At 73.0% G+C, this 20461-nt stretch carries 13 protein-coding genes; 6 read left to right on the top strand and 7 right to left on the bottom strand.

From position 1 onward, the window contains the following. The first annotated feature begins 35 nt into the window (after window positions 1-35). From AC4IJH_RS11160 to AC4IJH_RS11145, 4 genes are all read left to right on the top strand, one after another. Window positions 36-1514: a coproporphyrinogen-III oxidase family protein gene (locus AC4IJH_RS11160; protein WP_490851442.1), complete on the top strand. Its 1479-nt coding sequence runs from the start codon at window positions 36-38 to the stop codon at window positions 1512-1514. A gap of 20 nt (window positions 1515-1534) precedes the next feature. Next, complete coding sequence (gene fabG, locus AC4IJH_RS11155) at window positions 1535-2356, top strand: 3-oxoacyl-ACP reductase FabG (RefSeq protein WP_490851441.1); 822 nt, start codon at window positions 1535-1537, stop codon at window positions 2354-2356. Between the two features lie 25 nt (window positions 2357-2381). Further along, the gene (locus AC4IJH_RS11150) at window positions 2382-3056 is read left to right on the top strand and encodes a 4'-phosphopantetheinyl transferase family protein (protein ID WP_490851440.1); all 675 of its coding nucleotides are present in this window, start codon (window positions 2382-2384) and stop codon (window positions 3054-3056) included. A gap of 263 nt (window positions 3057-3319) precedes the next feature. Beyond that, complete coding sequence (locus AC4IJH_RS11145; RefSeq protein ID WP_490851439.1) at window positions 3320-4639, top strand: proprotein convertase P-domain-containing protein; 1320 nt, start codon at window positions 3320-3322, stop codon at window positions 4637-4639. Window positions 4640-4717: 78 nt separating this feature from the next. Here the strand turns inward: AC4IJH_RS11145 and AC4IJH_RS11140 are convergent, their stop codons facing one another. Further along, window positions 4718-5425: an RraA family protein gene (locus tag AC4IJH_RS11140; RefSeq protein ID WP_490851438.1), complete on the bottom strand. Its 708-nt coding sequence runs from the start codon at window positions 5423-5425 to the stop codon at window positions 4718-4720. A gap of 94 nt (window positions 5426-5519) precedes the next feature. Then, complete coding sequence (locus AC4IJH_RS11135) at window positions 5520-6623, bottom strand: magnesium and cobalt transport protein CorA (RefSeq protein ID WP_490851437.1); 1104 nt, start codon at window positions 6621-6623, stop codon at window positions 5520-5522. A gap of 247 nt (window positions 6624-6870) precedes the next feature. Between AC4IJH_RS11135 and AC4IJH_RS11130 the strand changes: the two genes are divergently transcribed. After that, on the top strand, window positions 6871-9705 hold the full coding sequence (locus AC4IJH_RS11130) for a sensor histidine kinase (protein WP_490851436.1): 2835 nt from the start codon (window positions 6871-6873) through the stop codon (window positions 9703-9705). Window positions 9706-9841: 136 nt separating this feature from the next. Then, window positions 9842-11497: an FAD-dependent monooxygenase gene (locus tag AC4IJH_RS11125; protein ID WP_490851435.1), complete on the top strand. Its 1656-nt coding sequence runs from the start codon at window positions 9842-9844 to the stop codon at window positions 11495-11497. 21 nt (window positions 11498-11518) lie between these two features. Here the strand turns inward: AC4IJH_RS11125 and AC4IJH_RS11120 are convergent, their stop codons facing one another. The 5 genes from AC4IJH_RS11120 to AC4IJH_RS11100 form a co-directional block, all read right to left on the bottom strand. Next, window positions 11519-12493, bottom strand: a complete 975-nt coding sequence (locus AC4IJH_RS11120) for a GNAT family N-acetyltransferase (protein ID WP_490851434.1) — start codon at window positions 12491-12493, stop codon at window positions 11519-11521. Window positions 12494-12580: 87 nt separating this feature from the next. After that, window positions 12581-13864, bottom strand: a complete 1284-nt coding sequence (locus tag AC4IJH_RS11115) for a cytochrome P450 (RefSeq protein WP_490851433.1) — start codon at window positions 13862-13864, stop codon at window positions 12581-12583. Beyond that, complete coding sequence (locus AC4IJH_RS11110) at window positions 13861-15498, bottom strand: FAD-dependent monooxygenase (RefSeq protein WP_490851432.1); 1638 nt, start codon at window positions 15496-15498, stop codon at window positions 13861-13863. Before AC4IJH_RS11110 ends, AC4IJH_RS11115 begins: the two co-directional genes overlap by 4 nt. Next, entirely contained in the window at window positions 15495-18887 is a 3393-nt protein-coding gene (locus AC4IJH_RS11105) for a ferritin-like domain-containing protein (protein ID WP_490851431.1), read from the bottom strand. The genes AC4IJH_RS11110 and AC4IJH_RS11105 overlap by 4 nt, the downstream gene beginning before the upstream one ends. Then, window positions 18884-20407 carry a flavin monoamine oxidase family protein gene (locus AC4IJH_RS11100; RefSeq protein WP_490851502.1) on the bottom strand — a complete coding sequence of 508 codons (1524 nt, stop codon included), beginning with the start codon at window positions 20405-20407 and terminating at the stop codon, window positions 18884-18886. The genes AC4IJH_RS11105 and AC4IJH_RS11100 overlap by 4 nt, the downstream gene beginning before the upstream one ends. Window positions 20408-20461: the final 54 nt, after the last annotated feature.

Raw genomic sequence — 20461 nt, 5'->3', positions numbered from 1 at the left:
CCGCCCAGAACCTCCCGGAGGGGAGTGCTCCCACCGTGCTAGACGCCGACTTCGTCCATCACTACATCGACACGCACCTCGACAAACGACAGGTCAACAAGATCCAGCACGGCTTTCCCTCGCCGCGCTACTGGAGCGAGCTGTCCGTACCCGTCGAGGAGGTCGCCGAGGACCGGCGGCGGATCCGCGAGGCGGACAAGGCCTCGTTCGTGAATCTCTACGTCGGAGTGCCGTACTGCATCAAGACGGACCCCGGAAAGTGCGGCTACTGTCTTTTCCCGGTGGAGGAGTTCCAGGGGAACGCGGCCCTGGAGAACTACTACACCTATGTGGAGCGCGAGGCGGAGATGTACCGGGAGGCGCTGTCCGGCGCGACCCTGGGCGCCGTGTATTTCGGCGGCGGCACCTCCAACCTCTACAAGGAACCGCTGTACCACAAGCTGATGGACATGGTGCGCCACCTCTTCCCGGCCGTCGCACCCCAGGTCGACATCACCCTCGAAGGAATACCGCAGCTCTTCTCCCTGGAGAAGATGACGGCGATCCGCGATGCGGGAATGAACCGGATCAGCATGGGTGTGCAGCAGATCAACGAGCGGCTGAACAGCCTCAGCGGCCGCAAACAGACCACCAAACACGTCGTCCAGAGCCTTCAGTGGGCGCGCGAACTGGGCCTGGCGGCCAATGTCGACCTCATCTTCGGCTGGCCCCAGCAGACCGTCTCCACCATGCTGGAGGACCTGCAGACCCTCATCTCCTGGGACGTGCACGACATCACGCACTACGAGCTGAACGTGGGCGGTCCGACCGATTTCGCGCTCAACCGCTACCACGAACTGCCCAGCACCCTGAGCAATCTGGAGATGTACCGGGCCTCCCGCGACTTCCTCACCGACCACGGGTACGAGCAGATCACCGCGTACAACTTCCGCAAGCCCGGAGATCCGGTCGGCCGCAATTACGAGGAGGGCGTGACCCGCTGGTTCGACAACATGGACACCGTCGGGCTCGGCTATGCCGCGATCAATTTCTTCGGCGACTCGATGCTGGAACCGGGCCGCTCGTGGTCGTACATCAACCACCACAGCCTGCGCCGCTACAAGGACTCCGTCGACGCCGGTGAATTCCCGGTCGAGCGCGGCTTCAGGCACGCGCCGCAGGACTGGCGTCTGGCGATGCTCTTCCGCAATCTCTTCGGCCTCGAAGTGGAGCGCACCGCCTACCGCGAGGCGTTCGGCGTGGATGTGTACGAGGAATTCACCACTGTCTGGGACGCCCTGGCCGAGCGCGGCTTCGCCGAGATCACCCCAAAGAAGATCCGGCTGACCGGTGACGGGCCGTTCTACACGCCGATGATCCAGGCGCTGCTGGCCGAGGAGCGCTACCGCACACTGCGCGAGCGCGAGGCGAGCAGCAAGAAGCGCGCCAGGGCGGGCAGCGCGCCTGTACCGGTCGCACCGCCCGTCGTGGCTCCCGCCGAGGGCGGCGCGAACACGGGCCGGGCCGTCGGGTGAGGGGCACCGGGACGACATCGGTGCCCGCCGCGGTCGACGGGTCGGCCGGGCCCGCCGCCGCGCCCGGAGCCGGACAGACGGCGCCGAGCGGCGGCCTGCTGGCGGGAAAGCGGTTCGTGGTCACCGGCGGCTCGCGCGGCATCGGCGAAGGCGTGGTGCGCCTGGCGCTGGCCCAGGGCGCCGATGTGGCCTTCAGCTACCACCGCAACGCCGAGCGGGCCCGCGACCTGTGTACGCAGATGCGCGCCGCGCACCCGCAGCAGCAGTGCACCGCGCTGCACGCGCAGGTCTCCGACACGGCGGGCGTCGAGGAGTTCGCGGCCGCCGCGCTGGAGAGCCTGGGCAATGTGGACGTGATCGTCAACAACGCGGGCGTCGCCCGGGACGGCACCTTCGCCCGGATGCGCCGCGAGGACTGGGACGAGGTGATCGAGACCAACCTCGGCAGCATGTTCAATGTCACCAAGCCGCTGGTGCTGCCGCTGGTCAAGCGCCGCAGCGGGGCGATCGTCAACATCACCTCGGCGGTCGGCGTCCACGGGGCGCCCGGCCAGACCAGCTACGCCGCGTCCAAGGCCGGGATCATCGGCTTCACCAAGGCGCTGGCCAAGGAGATCGGCGAGTTCGGCGTCACGGTCAACGCCGTCGCCCCCGGTCTCATCGCGACCGATATGACCGCCGGCATCCCCGAGGAACGCCTCGCGCACGTCAAGGCGCTGATCCCGGGGCACCGGCTGGGCAGCGTCGAGGACGTCGCCCACGTGGTGTGCTTCCTGGCCTCGGACCGGGCCCGCTACATCACCGGGCAGGTCATCGAAGTGGCCGGCGGGCTGCTGCTGTGAGCGCACGGAAAGCGTCCGACGGGCCGTGAACTCCCTTCTCCTCACGGCCCGTTCGGACGACGTGCTGGCGCGCTTCGGCGACCCGTACGCGCTGCTCACCGGCCCTGAGCGGGAGCGCGCCGCCCGCTTCCGGGCCGCCGCCGACCGCGAGAGCTTCGTCGCGGCCCACCTGCTGGCCCGTACGACCGTCGCCGACCTGCTGGGCGCCGCTGCGGCCGAGGTCACCCTGGCCCAGTGCTGCTCCCGGTGCGGCGGCGCGCACGGCAGGCCGCGGGTGGTGGAGGCCCCCTGGCTCGCGGTGAGCTGGTCGCACACCCGCGGCCAGGTCGCCGCGCTGGCCGGGACGGGCAGGCTGGGCGTCGACATCGAGACCAGCGCGGCCCCCTACTCGGCCGCGCTCGCCGAGTGCGTCCTCGCGCCGCGCGAACTGCGCTGGATCCGCGCCGCCCAGGACCCCCGCGCCGCCTTCCTGTCCCTGTGGGTGCGCAAGGAGGCGCTGATCAAGGCCGGTTCGCTCACCCGGAACGAGCTGTCCGCCGCCGACCTGACCTGTGCCGACGGTGAACCGGGCGGCGTCTGGGGCCGGTTCCGCCTCGACGGCTGGCAGCACGGCCCGGTCACCGGCGCCTTCGCCCTGCCCCGCGAGACGGGCCCCTGCACCGTCCGCCACCTGAGCCGGGGGCGCACGGGACCGCGCTGAGTGCTCCGCCGGGAGTGCGGTCATGAACCCGCGGGCCGGTGGGAGAGCTGTGCTGTTCCTTCTCTGCCTGCCCTGCCTGCCCTGCCTGCCCTGCCTGCCCTGCCTGCCCTGCCTGCCCTGCGCTCTCTGCCTGCCCTGCCCTCCCTGACCGGTGGTGGGAAAAGGTGTCCCACGTCTTGCGCGGTTGGTACGTACCTGACGGATGATTGACGCGAACATGGCAATCACCGAACGGAGAGGGACGACCCATGCGCTTACGTCGAATGCGTCCAGTCGCGGTTCTGATCGGGCTCACCCTCGTCCTGGCCGGAGCGCCGGCCGTCGCCGCGGGCCCCGCCTCGCCCGGAACGCTGGAGGGCGCCGTCACCGCCGCGATGCTCCGGCAGGCCCGCGCCGAGGGCTCGCCGCTGGTGCGGCGCAATGCCGGTACGGAGGTCAACGTCCAGCGAAGACGCGGGGGCTGGGCGTTCGGCTCGGCCGTCGTCAAGGCGCCGCGGGAGGAGGGGGCCTATCCGCAGGGCTGGCTGTTCCTGGCCGCGCGGACCGCGCAGGGCTGGCGTACGGCCCTGGACGCCGGGCCGGAATTCGCCGCGCTGGTGCGGCGCGCTCCGGAGTCCGTGATCAGCGCGGGGGAGAAGCGGACCTTCGCGGCCAACGCTGCGAATGCGGCGAACGCTGCGGGTGCGGCCGACGCTGCGAGCGCGGCCCACGCCGCCCGCGCGCGGCAGGGCGCGCGGGAGAAGACCGGCCTGTCACTGCCCTACTCCGCCGGGCGGACCTGGAAGATCATCGGTGGTCTGCACGGGTGGAGCGGCCAGCCCCGCCCCTGGAGCTCCATCGACCTGGACAGCCGCGAGGCCAACCGGCAGGTGCTGTCGGCCCAGAGCGGCCGTGCGTACTGGATCTGCGGCAGCGGCGGGCACATCCGCGTCATCCACGACAACGGATGGACCACGGAGTACTACCACCTCCTCAACGAGATCAAGCCGGACGGCGACCCGGTCGGGCTCGGCGACTACCTCGGACTGACCAGCACCCGTATCCCCTGCGGGGGTTCGGCAGGCAGCAACCATGTGCACTTCGCGGTCAAGAAGGGCGGCTCCTTCGTCCCCATGGCGGGCAAGGTCATCGGCGGCTGGAACTACTTCGAGGGCAACTCGGCCTACGGCGGCGGCGCCGAACGCGGCGGCGTGCGCCGCTACACCGGCGACGATCTGCGCAACTACGGCCCCGAGGACGGCCGCACCTTCCACTTCGAGGGGCGCACATCCATCCCCTCCCCGGGGCAGGCCGAGGCCGCGGTGGAGGTGAGCGGGCTGAGCGGCAACGCCCCGGCCGCCCTGAAGGTGTACGTCGACATCCATCACCCATGGCGCGGTGACCTCCAGCTCGATCTGATCGCTCCCGGCGGCCGGGCCTACCGCCTCCAGAACCCCGCCCCGGACGACAGCGCCGACCTCATTCACCAGCAGTACACCGTCAACGCCTCGGAGGTTCCCGCCAACGGCACTTGGAAGCTGCGCGCCACGGATGTCAGCACCAACGACAGCGGCTACATCGACGCCGTCTTCCTGACGTTCTGAGCGACCCTCGCCCCCTTTGCCGCCCCACCCCCTTCGCCGCCCCGCCACCGTCCGACGGTGGCGGGGCACCCCGCTGGGTCACTCCTCGATCGCCCCGCCCACCGACCGCAGATGCTCGCGGAAGGTGAGACCGGGCGACTCGCGGCGGCGCCGCAGGTAGGCGGCGAAGTGCAGCTGGCCGCGCAGGGATTCACCGGACCGGATCCGGTCGGCCTGGCGGCGTTCGGTGTCCCGGATCGACTCCGCGAGCGCGAAGAGGTCCGCGGCGCGGTCGGCCGGGACGAACAGCACCCCGTCCTCGTCGCCCAGGGCCAGGTCTCTACGGTCCACCGTCCAGGGCCCGACCACCGCGGACCGGAGCGCGTCCTCGGCGCGGGTGCCCGGGCTCGGCGGCCCGGTCGCGATCGCCCCCAGGCTGAAGACGGGCAGGCCGATCGCCCGGATGTCGGCCGTGTCGCGGTGCAGCCCCCAGATCACGACCCCCGCCAGCCCGGCGGCCCGCGCCTCCAGGACCACCAGGTCGCCGACGCACGCCTCGTCCAGCCGCCCGCCGTTGTCGGCCACCAGCACATCGCCGTCGGCCGCCGTCTCGAAGGCCTCCAGGAAGACATCGACGCTGCCGGCGTGCCGGGCGGGGCAGACCCGCCCGGCCAGGCGGGCCCCCGGCACCACGGCGTGCAGCGGCGCGGGTGCGCAGCGCACCGGCACCCGCGCGCGCAGGCACGCGTCCGCCAGATGCGCCGTGGTCAGCGCCGCGAACCGCCGCTGGAGTTCTGGGTGTTCCATCCGGTCCCTCTCCCCTCGCCGTTCGTGCGTCCGTACGCCCCGGCGCCTCGTCTCCGTACGAGACAGCCGCCCGCCCTGCCCCCGCCCCCGTACGTCACAGCCACCCGTTGCGCCGGAACCCGCGGTGCGTGGCGAAGCAGAGCGTGGCGATCAGGGACAGGAGCAGGGGATAGCCGAAGGTCCAGCGCAGTTCGGGCATGTGATCGAAGTTCATGCCGTAGATGCCGCAGAACATGGTGGGGATCGCGATGATCGCGACCCAGGCGCTGATCCTGCGCATGTCCTCGTTCTGGGCCACGGTGACCTGCGCCAGGTTGGCCTGGAGGATGGAGTTGAGCAGGTCGTCGAAGCCGGCGATCAGTTCGGCGACGCGGGCCTGGTGGTCGGCCACGTCCCGGAAGTACTTCCGGGTCTCGGCGTCCACCAGGCGCAGCGGCTGGGTGGACAGCGTCTGCAGCGGGCGGCCCAGCGGCACCGCAGCCCGCTTCAGCTCCAGCAGCTCGCGCTTGAGCTGGTAGATGCGGCCCGGGTCGGCGCCGCGCGCCGCGGACGCCGCGAAGACCTCGGTCTCGACCTGGTCCATGTCGTTCTGAAAGCGCTCGGCGACCGCCAGGTGGTCGTCCACGACATGGTCCGCGATGGCGTGCAGCACCGCGGCGGGCCCCTTGGCCAACTGCTCGGGCGCGGCTTCGAGTTCCTCGCGCAGCGGGCCGAGTGAGCCGTGCGGGCCGTGGCGCACCGTCACCACGAAGTCCGGCCCGGCGAAGACCATGATCTCTCCGGTGTCCACCACCTCGCTCGTCGCCGTCAGCTCCTCGTGATCGACGTAGCGCACGGTCTTGAAGACCGCGAAGAGCGTGTCGCCGTACTGGTCCAGCTTGGGCCGCTGATGGGCGTGCACGGCGTCCTCGACGGCCAGCGGATGCAGCCCGAACAGCTCGGCGATGCCGGAGAACTCCCGCTCCCGCGGCTCGTGCAGCCCGATCCACACGAAGCCGTGGCCGCCCGCAGCGCCGTCGGCCTTGCGGGTGCCGGCCAGCGCCTCTTCGACGGAGGGCCTGCCGCGCTGCCGTACGCCCTCGCGGTAGGCCACGCAGTTGACGACCGACGAGCCGAGCGGGGACCGGGCCGGGTGGCTCAGGTCGACCCGGCGGCGGCGCCGGGTCAGCCGTGCCACTTTGCGGAGGTCCACCGACATGCGCGCTCCTTCGATCGGACACCGGCCAGTGTTCCAGAGCAGAACCGGCCACCACAGAGCCACAGACCCCCTGCGACGGGCCGCTGCGGGTAAGGATCGTGTCAACGTCGCAGCGCACAGCCGCGATCCGGCCGCTTTGCGGTGACGATGACTGTGGAAACACCTCACTCCGTCCGGCGGCGCGAGCTCCCCCCCCCCCCCCCCCCCCGCACGGCGTGCCGTAGTCCTGAGAGGGAGCGAACCGACCATGGCGCAGGGCAGCCGTCCGCACGGCGATCCGTCTGGCCCACCGACCGGCCGACGGGCCCCTGACGCTGCCGCCGCACGGCCCGTACGCCCCGGCCCGGGAAGGCTCAAGGTCTTCCTCGGCGCGGCCCCCGGCGTCGGCAAGACCTACCGGATGCTGGACGAGGGGCGCCGCAGGGCCCGGCGCGGCACGGACGTGGTGGTGGGCCTGGCCGAGTGCCACGGCCGCCCGCACACCGAGGCGCTGCTGCACGGGCTGCCCGCGCTCGCGCCGCGCATCGTCGCGGCCCCGCGGCCGGTACGGCCCGGTGGTACGTCGTCGTACGGCGGCACGGCCTGCTCCGGAGGAGGTCACGCCTTCGGGGGCACGCCCTCCTCCGGCGGTACGGCCTGCCCCGGCGGGGCGCCCTTCCCCGAAGGCGCGGCCCGCGACGGCGGTGACGCCGAACCGGACCTCGACGCCGACCTCGACCTCGACGCCGTACTGGCGCGCCGCCCCGACGTCGTACTGATCGACGAGCTGGCGCACGCCAACGCGCCCGGCGGCCGTCACGAGCGGCGCTGGCAGGACATAGAGGAGCTGCTCGCCGCCGGTATCGACGTCGTCACCACCGTCAACATCCAGCACCTGGAATCCCTCAACGACGTGGTGGAGAAGATCACCGGTGTTCCGCAGCGGGAGACCGTACCGGACGAAGTGGTGCGCCGCGCCCAGCAGATCGAGCTGGTCGACCTGCCCCCGGAGGGGCTGCGCCGCCGGATGGCGCACGGCAACATCTACGCCCCCGAGAAGATCGACGCCGCGCTCTCGCACTACTTCCGGATCGGCAATCTCACCGCGCTGCGCGAGCTGGCGCTGCTGTGGGTGGCCGGGCGGGTGGACGAGGGCCTCCAGCGATACCGTGCCGAGCACGGCATAGGGCGGGTCTGGGAGACCAGGGAACGGGTCGTGGTGGGGATCACCGGCGGCCCCGAGGGCGAGACGCTGATCCGGCGCGCCGCGCGGATCGCCGCCCGCTCCGCCGGGGGCGACCTGCTGGCCGTGCACGTCACCCGCAGCCACGGGCAGCCGGGCACCTCGCCCGCCGTGCTGGCCGAGCAGCGCCGGCTGGTGGAGAGCCTGGGGGGCAGCTACCACTTCGTGGTGGGCGACGAAGTCCCCACCGCCCTGCTGGAGTTCGCGCGTGCCGAGAACGCCACCCAGCTCGTCGTCGGCGTCAGCCGCCGCAGGAGGCTGCCGCGGCTGTTCACCCCCAACGGCGTGGGCGAGACCATGGTCGCGCTCTCCGGTGACATCGATGTCCACATGGTCACGCACGAACAGGCGGGCCGGGGCCGGACGCTGCCCGCGCCCGGCGGCGGCCTGCCGATGGCCCGCCGCATCGCGGGCCCGGTGGCGGGGCTGGTGCTGCCCGTGGTGCTGACGATGCTGCTGCGCGCCGTCTCCGGCCCCCTGGACCTCAATCTCACCAGCGAACTGCTGATCTTCCTGGTGACCGTGGTCGGGGTCGCCTGCATCGGCGGCGTCCTGTCCGCGCTGCTCGCCTCCGCCACCGCCTCCCTCCTGCTGAACTACTACTTCGTCCCGCCCATCGAGCAGTTCAGCCTCGTGCACGCCGACTACATCGTGGTGCACGCCGCCTTCGCGGCCGTGGCGGTCACCGTCGCCGCCGTGGTGGACCGCACGCTGCGGCTGGCCCGCAGGGCCGCGCACGCCACCGCCGAGGCGGAAATACTGTCCTCGCTGGCCGGGGGAGTGCTACGGGGCGAGCAGGCGGTGCCCGTACTCCTGGACCGCACCCGCGAGACCTTCGGCATGGACTCGGTGGAGCTGCTGCCCCGTACCCGCGACGGCGAACGCGACCCGGCGCCGCCCGAGAGCACCGAGCCGGGCGAGAGGGCGCGGGTACCCGCGGGCGAGGACGGCCACGAGGCGCGGGCGCCCATGGCCGAGCCCGGCCAGGAGACGCGGGTGCCCGTGGGCGAGGACGCCGAGCTGGTGCTGCGCGGGCGCGGGCTGGCCGCCTCCGAGCGCCGGATGCTCACCGCCTTCGCAGCCCATCTGGCCGCCGCTGCCGAGCGCGCCCGGCTCGCCGAGGCCGCCGCCGAGATCGAGCCGGTCAAGGCCGCCGACCGGATGCGCAGCGCCCTGCTCGCCGCCGTCAGCCACGACCTGCGCACCCCGCTCGCCAGCGGCTGGGCCGCCGTCAGCTCGCTGCGCAGCCGCGATGTCCACTTCACCGAGGAGGACCGGGAGGAACTCCTGGCCACCGCCGAGGAATCGCTGGCCAAACTCAGCCGCCTGGTCGACAACCTCCTGGACATGAGCCGCCTCAGGGCCGGCGCGCTCAGCCTGCGCCTGCAGCCCACCTCCCTGGGCGAGGTGCTGCCGCCGGCCCTGGACACCCTCCCCGAGACCCCCGTACGCATCGCCGTCCAGGACCTGGCCGAGGCCCCCGACGTCCTGGCCGACCCGCCGCTGCTGGAACGCGTCATCGCCAACCTCGTCGCCAACGCCACCCGTCACTCGCCCCCGGACCGCCCGGTCACCGTCGCCGCCAGCGTGCTGGCCGCCCGCGTCGAACTGCGCGTCATCGACCGCGGCCCCGGCATGCAACTCGCCGACCGCGAACGGGCCTTCGCCCCCTTCCAGCGCCTGGGCGACACCGACAACACCACCGGCCTCGGCCTGGGCCTGGCCCTCTCCCGGGGCCTGACCGAAGCCATGGGCGGCACCCTCACCACCGAGGACACCCCCGGCGGCGGACTGACCATGGTGGTGTCCCTCCCGGCGGCTCCCGCCCCTGTCGTCCCGGTGGGCGAACTCCTGATGTGAGCAGCGCCGCCGGTGCGCAACACAGCGGTACCGACCGCCTGTTGAGCCCGGACCGGGCAGCGCCGATACTTGAGGCGAACGGCCCGCGGTGTTCGGCGTACGGTCCTTGTCAGGGGTGCGGTGACGGGAGGTTCCGGTGGATGCCGGTTCCCAGGGGCATGAGGGTGGGGCGGACCGGGACTGCGATGTCCTGGTCATCGGGGCCGGGCCGACCGGGCTGGCCCTGGCCGTGGCGCTGCGCCAGTACGGCGTGCGCGCGGTGGTCGTGGAGAAGGAGTCCAGCGCCAAGCGCGAGGCGCGCGCCTGTGTGATCTGGCAGCGGGCGCTGGAAGTGCTGCGGGATCTGGGGTGCGTGGACAGATTCCTGGACGGCGGGCTCGCGCTGAGGCAGGCCGACATCTACGTACAGGGGCGGCGGGTCGGGCGGCACGAGATGACCGTGCCGGGCTCGGCGTTCGCCAGGCCGCTGTCCATCGAGCAGGACGACATCGAGCAGCTGCTGGGGGACCGCCTGCGCGAGCTGGGCGAGGACGTCCGCTGGCGCACCGAGGCCGTCGCGGTGCGGGTGCACACGGACCGGGTCGAGGTGGACCTCAAGGGTCCCGAGGGTGCGGAACAGGCCCTGGTGTGCCGGTGGTTGGTGGGGTGCGAGGGGGCGCACAGCATCGTACGCAAGACCCTGGACATCCCCTTCGAGGGCGAGCGGCGGCCCAACCTCCAGGCGGTGCAGCTCAACGCCGAGCCCGACTGGCGCTTCCGGTACGCCACGGACCTGACGTACTTCTTCCTGGAGCAGGGCGTGAGCCAGATCGCCAGTCCGCTGCCCCGCGGCGGCTACCGCTTCTTCAGCTTCTGCACGGACCCCGACCCCGGCGTCGAGAAGCCGCCGGGCGTCGAGGAGATGCGCGAACTGGTGGCGCGCGCGGCGCACGACCCGGACATGCGGCTGACGGCCACCGAGCCGCTGTGGACCAACCGCGCGCGCTTCCACGACCGCGTGGCGGGCACGCTGCGGCGGGGGCGGGCGATGCTGGCGGGCGACAGCGGACACCTGTGGGCCCCGATCGGCGGGCACGGGCTGAACACCGGGCTGCGCGGCGCCCACAACCTGGGCTGGAAGCTGGCCGCCGTCCACCGCGGCTGGGCCGTGCCGGAGCTGCTGGACACCTACTCCCGCGAGCAGCGCCGCACGGCGCAGCACGTCATGCGGGACATGCGGCACAACGTGCTGGAACTCCCGCCCACCCGGGTCACCTTGGCGGCGATGCGGGTGCTGGGCCCGGCCGTGCTGGCCAGTGAGCGGGCCGGGCGGCGGGCGCGGATCGCGCTGAGCGACTTCGCGCGGGACCACCGGGCCAGCGAGCTGAGCCGGTGGGTGCGCGGTGGCAGCCGGCTGCGCCACTGGCTGCGGGCCGGTGACCGCCTGCCGGACCTGCCGGTGATCGTGGCCGGCGGGCGCCGCCGCGGGCTGCACGACCTGCTGTCCTACCAGCGCTGGACGCTGCTGGTGCTCCCTGAAGCAGGCCTGGGAGACGCCGAGTTCGCGGAACTGACGAGCCGCTACGCGGTGCCGGTGGGAGTGTTCCGGGTGGCGCCGGGGCCGGGGCACGGCGTGGGTGCCTGGCGCAGCGGACTGCCCAAGGCCGCCCTGCTGCTGGTGCGCCCCGACGGACACATCGGTCTGCGGGTGGACGCGGGCGGCAGCGGTGCGCTCACCGCGCTCCAGGCCTACTTCGCGCGATGGTTCGTGCTGAGCTCCGGCGAGCCGGGCGCGGACGGGCCGGGTGCGTGAGGCGGAGGGAGCGCGGCTGCTCTACGAGGGCGCAGTGGCCTGGCCGCACGGGAGGATCACCTCCCAGGTGTCGATGCCGAAGTCGAGCGTCATGCCGTGGCGTTCGTACAGGGCCAGTGCGCCGCTGCCGTTGTCGGTGTCCACGCCGAGGCCGATCCGGTCGCGGCCCAGCGCCGCGTAGTGCCCGAAGGCGTGGCGCAGGAGGTAGCCGCCCAGGCCGTGGCGCCGGGCCCGCTCCAGGACGCCGAGACTGCTGATCCAGGCCATCGCGGCGCGGTCGTTGACGGTGCGCAGCGCGGCGACGTCGCCGAGTCCGTCGACGTGGGCGATCCACAGCAGTGACCAGTCGGCGCGCTCGGCGTCGATGTCGTCCAGCCACTGCTCGTACGTCCGCGGCTGGAAGTCGAAGTGGTCGGCGAAGGAGGCCTGGAGCAGCGCGTGGGCGAGTCGGCGGTCCGCTTCGGTCCGGCAGGTGCGCAGGGTCACGCCGGGCGGGGGAGCGGGCAAGGGGTCGCCGGTGCGGCTGAGATGACGGTCCATCACGTAGTAGCGGCGCACCCGGCGCCAGCCCCGGCCGCGCAGGGCGGTCAGGTCCGTCGTCGGTGTGGCGGTGAGCTGGAGGTGCACTACGGCCCGTGCCGCGCCGTTGGCGGCCGCTCGCTCGGCCGCCCTGGCCTCCATCAGGTCGAACAGGTGCTGGGCGCCGTGCGGCTGGTCGGGCAGGGCGTAGTGCTCCATGTCGAGCCGCTCGGCGCCCGACTCGTCCCACTGGATTCCGTAACCGACCAGCCGGGAGCCGTCGAACAGCAGCCAGGAGTCGTGCTCCAGATCCACCTCCGGGTGTTTCAAGTCGGCCTGTACGGTGGTGAGATCGGTGTCGGCGCGGCCGATCTCCAGCAGGTTTACCTCGTTGAGCAGCGCGCACACCGCCGCCGCGTCGTCGAGGGTCGCGGGGCGCACGGTCAGGCCGGGCGGCGGTGCGGTGGGCGTGGTCATGGGTCCACTGTCCGGTGGCCGGGGTGCGGCCCGCAACGGACTTTTCCGGGCCCCGGGGCCCGGGCGCCGGGGCCAGAAGGCCGGTCCTCAGGCCCCCGACCGCCCTTGTGTGGCGAGCACCAGCCGCGACGGGCCGTGGAAGACGAGGTCCTGGGCGTAGGTGACGGGCTCGTCGGACAGGGCCAGGCGCGGCAGGCCGCGCAGCAGTTCACCCAGTCCGATCTCCGCCTCCAGCCGGGCCAGCGGGGCGCCGACGCAGTAGTGCGCGCCGGCGCCGAAACCGCAGTGGCGGCGCGCGTCGCGGTGGATGTCGAGCCGGTCGGGATCGTCGAAGCGGGCCGGGTCGCGGTTGGCGGAGCCCAGGACGAGGGTGGTGCGGGCGCCGGCGGGGACGGTGCGCCCGCCGAACGGGGTGTCCTCGTACGCCCGGCGAGTGATCATCTGCACCGGTGAGTCGTAGCGGACCAGCTCCTCCACGGCGCCGGGCAGCAGCTCCGGCCGCTCCCGCAGCTCGGCGAGCTGCTCCGGGTGTGCCAGCAGCGCCAGGGTGCCCTTGGCCAGCAGGTTGGTGGTGGTCTCGTGGCCCGCCGTCAGGAGGTGGATGCAGGTGCCCACCAACTCGTCGTCGCTGAGCGGGTGTTCGTCTTCCCCCGCGCGCATCAGGGCCGCGATCAGATCCTCGCCGCCCTGATCGGGACGGCCGCGGCGGCGCGCGAGTTCGTCGCGGAAGTACGCGTCCAGGTCCCGGGCCGCGGCGTCCGCGAGGGCGAAGGCGCCGGGGCTGCGCGCGGCACGGGAGCTGGTGGCGCCCTGGAGGTCCACCGCCCGGGCGCGGAACCACCGCAGGTGCTCGCCCGGTACGCCCAGCAGTTCGCTGATGACCAGCACCGGCAGCGGCGCGGCGAAGGCGTCCACCAGGTCGGCGAGCGGCGCGCCGCGCATCGCCCCGACCAGATCGGCGGCGATCTTCTGTATGCGCAACCGCAGCTGTTCCACCACGCGCGGCGAGAACGCGCCCGCGACCAGGGCCCGCAGCCGGGTGTGCTGCGGCGGGTCCATGAAGACCATCCAGTTGGTGACCGTCCGCGCCAGGTTCGGGCAGCCCGGTGGCACGGGGGCCGGCGGGCCGCCGCCCTCCGGCAGGCCCGCGCCCCGGCCGAAGCGCCGGCTGGAGAGCACCCGCGTCACGTCCTCGTACGCGAAGAGGTAGTACGTGTCCCCGGTGCCGCTCTGCGCTGCCGGGACGAAGTGGACCGGGTCCGCCTCCCGGTAGCGGCGGTAGTGCGGATAGGGGTCGGCGAGGGGGATGTCGGAGGTGCGCAGCGGCCCCAGGGGCGGGTCTATGGGCGGCTCCTTGCCGGCAGCGGTCATCGGGCACCTCGCACGATTTCGGCCAACTCACCCGGATCGTCCGGAAGTTCGCTGCCGCGCCAGGCGACATGGCCGTCCGGCCGTACCAGGACGTAGGGCCACTGGTAGAGCCTGGCCGCCCCCGGTTCGCGCAGGCGGCCCGTGGCCAGGGGGATGCGCCGGTCCACGAAGGCCCGTACGCAGCCGTCCACCCGCTCGGAGTCCGCGAAGCGCATCAGGTTGAAGCCGCGGCCGAACAGGTCGAGGGTGGAGTGCCCGGACCCCAGCCAGGCGTGCGGGGCTCGCGCGCCGGGCACCGGGGCGTCCCGCCAGCCCGGCGCCTCACCGGCCGCGCCGGGGGCGTCCGCCTCCTCGTCGCCGCGGACGATCAGGGGCGAGTCGTACCGGAAGCCGAAGTGCACGTCCGGTGCCTCGAACTCGCGCCGTACACCGCCGTGTTCCATCCGGTTCGCCAGCGCCGCCCTGGCCCGCGCGCCCTCGGCGGAGTCCAGCAGGATCTCCTTGGGCAGCTCGCGGGAGGTCGTGCGCACCAGATTGCGGTTGGCCTCCTCCAGGCTGCGCTCGGCCACCGGGCGCCGCTCGGTGTCGTAGGAGTCCAGCAGGCCGGCGCCGCCCCAGCCCGCCAGTTCGGCGGCGAGCTTCCACCCCAGGTCGGCGGCGTCGCAGATGCCGGTGTTCATGCCGAAGCCGCCGGAGGGGGACAGGGTGTGCGCGGCGTCCCCGACCAGCAGGACGCGGCCGAGCCGGAAGCGCTCGGCGACCCGGTGGGTCAGATGCCAGACGTTCTCGGAGAGGATGCGCAGTGGGGTGTCGAAGCGGATCGCCGAGCGGACCATGACCAGCGCGTCCTGCTCGGCGGCCTCGGCGCCGGCGCCCGCGCCGACGGTGAGCCGGTACAGCCCCTGGCCGTCCATCGACCGCAGCGGATAGCGCAGCGCGGGCGGCTGGGTCAGGAAGTACACCAGCGCGTTGCGTTTGCCCAGCCGGTCGCGCAGCTGCGGGGCGCGGAAGAGGATGTTGCGGAAGACGCGGGTCTCGTGGCGGGCGGGCGCCGCGATCCCGCAGGCCTTGCGGATCGGCGAGGCCGCTCCGTCGGCGGCCACCAAGTACCGCGCGTGCAGGGTGTGGTGACTGCCGTCGGTCAGGTCGGTGACCGCGGCCGTGACGTGGTCGGTGTGCTGGGAGAAGCCGTCCAGCCGGCAGCGCCGTCGCAGCGTTCCGTGCGGCGCCTGGCCGACCTCGTCGGCGAGCAGCGGGATCAGCCAGTGCTGCGGACAGACCTGCTCCGCCTCGGGGGTGTAGGGCAGCGCGGGGCGGGTGGCGGTGGTGCCGAAGCGCAGCCGGTGGATCTCGTGGCCGCCGACCGCGGTGACCCACACCACGTCCAGCGGATGGTCCTCGGGCCAGCCGGCCGCGCGGATGCGGTCCGCCACGCGCCAGCGCCGGAACAGCTCCATCGAGCGCGGCCCGACCGTGCCCACCTTGGGGTGGTCGACGGCGCCGTCGGTGGCCTCCACCATCACGAACCGTACGCCACGGCTCCTGAGGTCCAGCGCCAGGGCCAGGCCGACGGGCCCCGCGCCCACGATCAGTACATCGGTCTCGTAAGGGAGTTGAGCAGCGGTGTGAGTCATGTCGCCTCCGCGGCACGGCGGAAGAAGTCGGCGTAGAACGCCATCATGTCGGGAACCACCTCGGGGACCACGGCGCACTTGCGGGCCGCCGCGGCCAGGTGCTCGAAGCGCAGCGCCAGCGACCTGCGGGCCACATCCGGGCGGGAGTTGGCGCTGGGCGCGACCTCCAGTTCGAAGGTCGGGCCCGCGGTGCGCCCGCGCCGTCCCGAGGGGAGGGTGACCAGCAGTTCGGCCAGCGGCCGCATGATGCCGGTCATCACGTCGATCGAGGCGTTCATCAGCTTCGAGCGGCGCAGACTGCCGTCCGGGCTCTCGCCGAAGTGCTGCGCCATGATCTGGAGCATCAGGAAGTAGGAACGGTTGAAGAGCAGGGCCACGGTGCGCGCCTCGGCGTCCGTGACCGGGTCCTTGGCGGCGTCGCCCGCCCCCAGGGTCGGGTTGCGCAGCACCGGGTAGGCCGGGCTCCACGGCAGCAGCCGCCCGTACGGCCCCGGGACGCGCTCGGTGGTGAGCAGTTCGCCGATGTGCAGGAACGTCTGGAAGTGGGTGCGGTCGGAGTCCGCTGGCGGGTGGCCCAGGGCTCCGCCCTCGCCCTGCTCGGTGATGAAGTCGACGGCGAACAGCGCGCTGGAGAGGTCGTCGACCTCCAGCTGGTAGTCGGGGTGGACGGTGTTGAGGGACTCCCTCATGAACAGGTGGTGCTCGCCGCCGCCCCGCCCCGGCTCGACCATGAACAGGCCGGGGACCCGCTGCAGCCCCTCGCGGATGCCCGCGTACAGCTCGCTGACCGAGCCCCAGGAGAAGCCGTCCACCTGCCGGGCTCTGCTCTGGTCCGAGGCCCCCTCGCGGGTCAGCTCCTCGGTGAGGGAGGCCGGTTGCTCGATGGCGATGTAGCGCTGGACGCTGCCGATGCCCAGCGGCTCCAGCGCGAAGTCCAGCGGCACGGGCAGCAGGGTGTTGACGGTGCCGAAGTCGAGGGCGGGGATGTGGAACGGCTCGCCCATCGCCATGACGATGTTGTTCACCAGCAGGAAGTGGATCATTTCCTCGCGGGCCACGGACAGCAGCGACCCGCGCATCCCCTCGTCCAGCGTCGCCCCGCCCTGCCCGCAGGCCAGCTCCAGCTGCCGCGGCGTCCACAGCCCGCGCCGTACGTACTCCCGCCCGGCGCCGTGCGTCGGCAGCGAGAAGGCCGCGTACAAGTACTGGAGCATCACGGCCAGTTCGAGCGTGGCGGCCTGCTTCAGCGCCGTCCACAGCTCGCCCCTGGTGGTGATCGCCCGCCCCTGGACACCGTGTGTCCGGGCGGCCACCGGCGGGCGGACGCGGGCCTGGCGGTTGCGCAGATACGCCAGCAGCAGCCGCGCCTTGGCGTCGGACAGATCGCGGGTGGGCGGCATGTAGTACGTCTTGGCCTTGTTGCGCGGATCGCACATCTGCCAGATCAGATCGGCGTAGGTCTCCACCTTGCAGCGGTCGCCGAGGCTGAAGACCTCCGAGGTCATGAAGGACGACAGATGCTCGTAGAACGCGAAGACCTCGCGCCGCAGCAGGTCGAAGTCCACCTCCTCGCGCGGGATGCGGTCCAGGTGCCAGTCGTCGGGCAGGACCCGTACGGCCAGCCAGCTCGCCCCCGCCCAGTAGCCGAGCGCGTCCTCGTCGTCGTACGCGGCCCAGGCCGATCCGGCGGCGCCGGGGTCGGCGCCCGGGGTGTCCGCGGGGTCGCAGGTCAGCAGCGCCCGGCAGGTGCCCGCCCGCGCGCCGCGCAGCGTGAGCACGGCCCGCCCGCTCTCATCGGTGCGCAGCACGCACTCGCGGGCGTACTCGCCGCCGTCCTGCGGGCCGCCCGCGCGCAGGCCCAGGATGTCCGCGTCCCCGCAGCGGGCGTCGGGCCCGCCGGCCACCGGGTCGGCGGGCAGCGCGCGCGGGTTGTGGAACTGCCGTACGTACACCGGGCCCGGATCGGCGGGACGGCCCCGCACGAAGGCGCGCAGCGGCACCTGAACGGCGTGGTCGGCGCCCTGCGCGCGGTCCGGGTGGTGCAGCACCAGCAGCGGCTCGTCGGCGTGGACGGTGCGTTCCTCCTCGCTGAGCAGGGTGACCCGGCGTCCCGCAGGGCCCGCCCCGCGGCCGCGGTCGGCCCCGGTCAGGACCAGCGCCTCGTCCGCGGCCCGCTGCCAGCCGGGTTCGGCGGGCACGGTGACGATGCCCGAGGTCAGCTCGGCCGCCTCGGTGCGGTAGCGGTCGGCGGGGAGGCGGGCGAGGAGCAGGTCCGAGCGCGCGGTGCGCAGTTCCAGGTCGCCCGCGTCCAGCGGCGGGCCCAGGCGGTGCAGCGGCCCGGGCCCGGCCTGGCGTGCCCGGGCGGTCAGCGGCACCGCCGAGACCATGTTGAACACCGCCTGCCCGCCCGCTACCTGGACGGTCAGATGGTGCAGCGGCGTGTCGGTGCCCGCGCGCCGCGGGCCGCGCGGGGACATCAGCCGCCCGGCCGGGTACGTCCGCGGCTCCGCGGCCCGCCAGGGCGCGACGGTGCCGCGCACCCGCCAGTGGCTGGGCCGGTCCGGGGCCAGCGGGGTGGACATGTTGTCCAGCGCGAACTGGACCACCAGGCCGTCCGCGCCGTCCTCCACCGCCGCCCGCAGCGCGACGGCGGCGGGCGAGAGCTCCGCGTCGGCCAGCCAGTGCAGACCGTGCACGTCCTGCGGGGGCTGCCCGCCGGAAGGGCCCTCGGCGCCCTGCGCAGCGAGCCCGTCCCAGGCGTCCGCGGGGACGACGAACTGGTGCACCGCGCAGTACCGCAGCTGCGGCGCCAGGCAGTGGTCGCCCACGTCCAGGATGCGCCCGAAGTCGACCCAGCGCGGCGGGTGCAGCCCCGTGACGCCGCCGGTGAGCATATAGCCCTCGTCGTGCGAGCGGCCGCGCCGGCCGAAGCAGAACTGACCGGCCATCAGCGCCATGGTCCAGCGGGAGGCCGGGTCCACGTCCAGGACGCGGGCGCGGTTGACGGTGGTGCGCAGATAGTCGTTGAAGTGGCCCCATACGTCCACGCTGCGGCCCACCACCGGATCGGTGGTCCCCAGCGTTCCGTCCGGGCCCTCCACGGCCACCACGCGGGCGTCCAGCCACCAGTGCCCGTTGCCGTCGAAGTTCCAGCCCGCGGCGGCGCTGAACTCCCCCTCGGGACACGGGCGTCCGTCCCGTCCGAAGCGCGGGCCGCGCCGCTGGAGGAAGGCCCGGTACTCGGCGCTGGAGCGCTCCGGCGCGAAGGGCCCCTGGTCGGTCAGGGCGGTGTGGGTGGCCAGGTCGGCCAGTCCGCAGCGCGGCCCGGTCGCCAGCTTGGTGACGGCGCTCCCGGCGAAGTGCAGCCGGGGCAGATCGAAAACACTCATCGCAGCGCCCTCGCTGGAGTAGGCACACCGGCGGCGGCCGGCCGGCGGACGGGCTCGTGGCGCAGGACGTCCTCCACGGCCCGCAGCGCCGACTCGATCGCGCCCTCGATCCAGGCGGGCGCCGTGGAGCAGTGCTCGCCCGCGAAGAACAGCCGCCCCACCGGGCGGGCCGCGCGCAGCCGCTCCGTCTCGCATGCCGCGGCGTCCTTGCCCCAGCGCGTGGTGCAGCCGTTCCCGCTCCAGGGTGAGTTGCCCCATACCGCGCTCACCACGTCCAGCACCATGCCCGGGTGCAGGAGTTCGGGGTGGATGGCGCCCAGCTCCTCCAGGACGGCACGGTGGCGCTGAGGGGCGGGCAGCCGGCCCAGCACGTCGGCGTCGTGCCCGATGGTGTAGCTGGCCAGCAGCGCGGCACCGCGGGCCGGATCGCCGTCGACACTGGGGTAGTACGTCTGGCGGATGGAGCCGCCGGTGTACGAGGCGCCGCCGCTGATGCCGGACGACTGCCAGAAGGGCTCCCGGCAGTGGAAGGCCACCTTCGTGGCCGGGCAGTAGACCACATCCCGCACAACGGCCGTCTTGTCGGGGTCCAGACCGCTGACCCGCATACCGCTCAGTGCCGGGAAGGGCACCGTGCACACGGCGTAGTCGGCCCGCTTGACGACCGTGGTGCCGGTGCCGGTGCGGACGTGCACGAGCACGTCGTCGGGCCGCACATCGATGCCCATCACCCGGCGGCCGCACGCCACCCGCCCCTTGAGCCGGGCGGCCAGCCGCTGCGACAGCTGGTCCATGCCGCCCTTGAGGCGCAGCAGCGAGGGGTCGGTCTCGATGAGGATGTCGTCCAGGAAGCTGTTGAGGCGGCCGCTGCACACGGCGCGGATGCCCGGGTGGTCGGCGAACAGCCCGTGCAGATCGACCCGGTCCTTGGCCTCGCCGTGCACATAGCGCGTCAAGTCGATGCGCTCGACCAGGTCCAGCAGCTGGCTGCGCAGGTCCGCGCGCAGTTCGTCGCGCAGATCGGGCGGCGCGATGGCGTTGACGACGGTGGTCAGCCAGATGCCGAAGGCGATGGTCTCCTCGCTGTAGTCGTGGCGGCGGTGCGCCAGCTGCCCCAGGAATCCCTCGCGCAGCGCGGCGGCCGCCTCCCGCACCCGTACGAAGCCGCTATCGCTCTGCAGGAAGGTGTTCTCGTCCGCCAGCAGCGGGGTGAACGCCCGCAGCCTGCCGCGCAGCCGCAGATGGTCGATGTACGCCAGTGTGTGGCGGTGGTGGGCGGGAATGCGCATCGCGCCCAGCTCCACCGAGGGCGCTCCCGGCCCCGTGCCGAAACGGTGGGTGCGGATGCGTCCGCCGATACGGGTGTCGCGCTCCAGCACCTCGACCCGATAGCCGAGTTTGACCAGCTCATATGCGGTCACCAGTCCGGATATACCGGCTCCGATGACGATGATCTCGTTACCTTTCCCCCCGCCTGTTCCCCGTTTACGGACCTGCCAACTCTGCGAACTGACGAACATCGCTTCCCCCGGCGAATTGTTCAAGTCTCCACTTGAGGCTTCACGGTATTTCGG

The organism is Streptomyces sp. UF-297 (genome assembly GCF_058245575.1).
Note: the sequence above shows the minus strand (reverse complement) of the source record. Positions and strands in the feature narration are given on the sequence as shown.

What these genes read in the sequence shown, in the direction of transcription:
- AC4IJH_RS11140 (WP_490851438.1), bottom strand. Translation starts at nt 5,425, where the DNA reads ATGGAACACCCAGAACTCCAGCGGCGGTTCGCGGCGCTGACCACGGCG.
- AC4IJH_RS11110 (WP_490851432.1), bottom strand. Translation starts at nt 15,498, where the DNA reads ATGACTCACACCGCTGCTCAACTCCCTTACGAGACCGATGTACTGATC.
- AC4IJH_RS11100 (WP_490851502.1), bottom strand. Translation starts at nt 20,407, where the DNA reads ATGTTCGTCAGTTCGCAGAGTTGGCAGGTCCGTAAACGGGGAACAGGC.
- AC4IJH_RS11135 (WP_490851437.1), bottom strand. Translation starts at nt 6,623, where the DNA reads ATGTCGGTGGACCTCCGCAAAGTGGCACGGCTGACCCGGCGCCGCCGC.
- AC4IJH_RS11120 (WP_490851434.1), bottom strand. Translation starts at nt 12,493, where the DNA reads ATGACCACGCCCACCGCACCGCCGCCCGGCCTGACCGTGCGCCCCGCG.
- AC4IJH_RS11105 (WP_490851431.1), bottom strand. Translation starts at nt 18,887, where the DNA reads ATGAGTGTTTTCGATCTGCCCCGGCTGCACTTCGCCGGGAGCGCCGTC.
- AC4IJH_RS11115 (WP_490851433.1), bottom strand. Translation starts at nt 13,864, where the DNA reads ATGACCGCTGCCGGCAAGGAGCCGCCCATAGACCCGCCCCTGGGGCCG.
- AC4IJH_RS11130 (WP_490851436.1), top strand. Translation starts at nt 6,871, where the DNA reads ATGGCGCAGGGCAGCCGTCCGCACGGCGATCCGTCTGGCCCACCGACC.
- AC4IJH_RS11145 (WP_490851439.1), top strand. Translation starts at nt 3,320, where the DNA reads ATGCGTCCAGTCGCGGTTCTGATCGGGCTCACCCTCGTCCTGGCCGGA.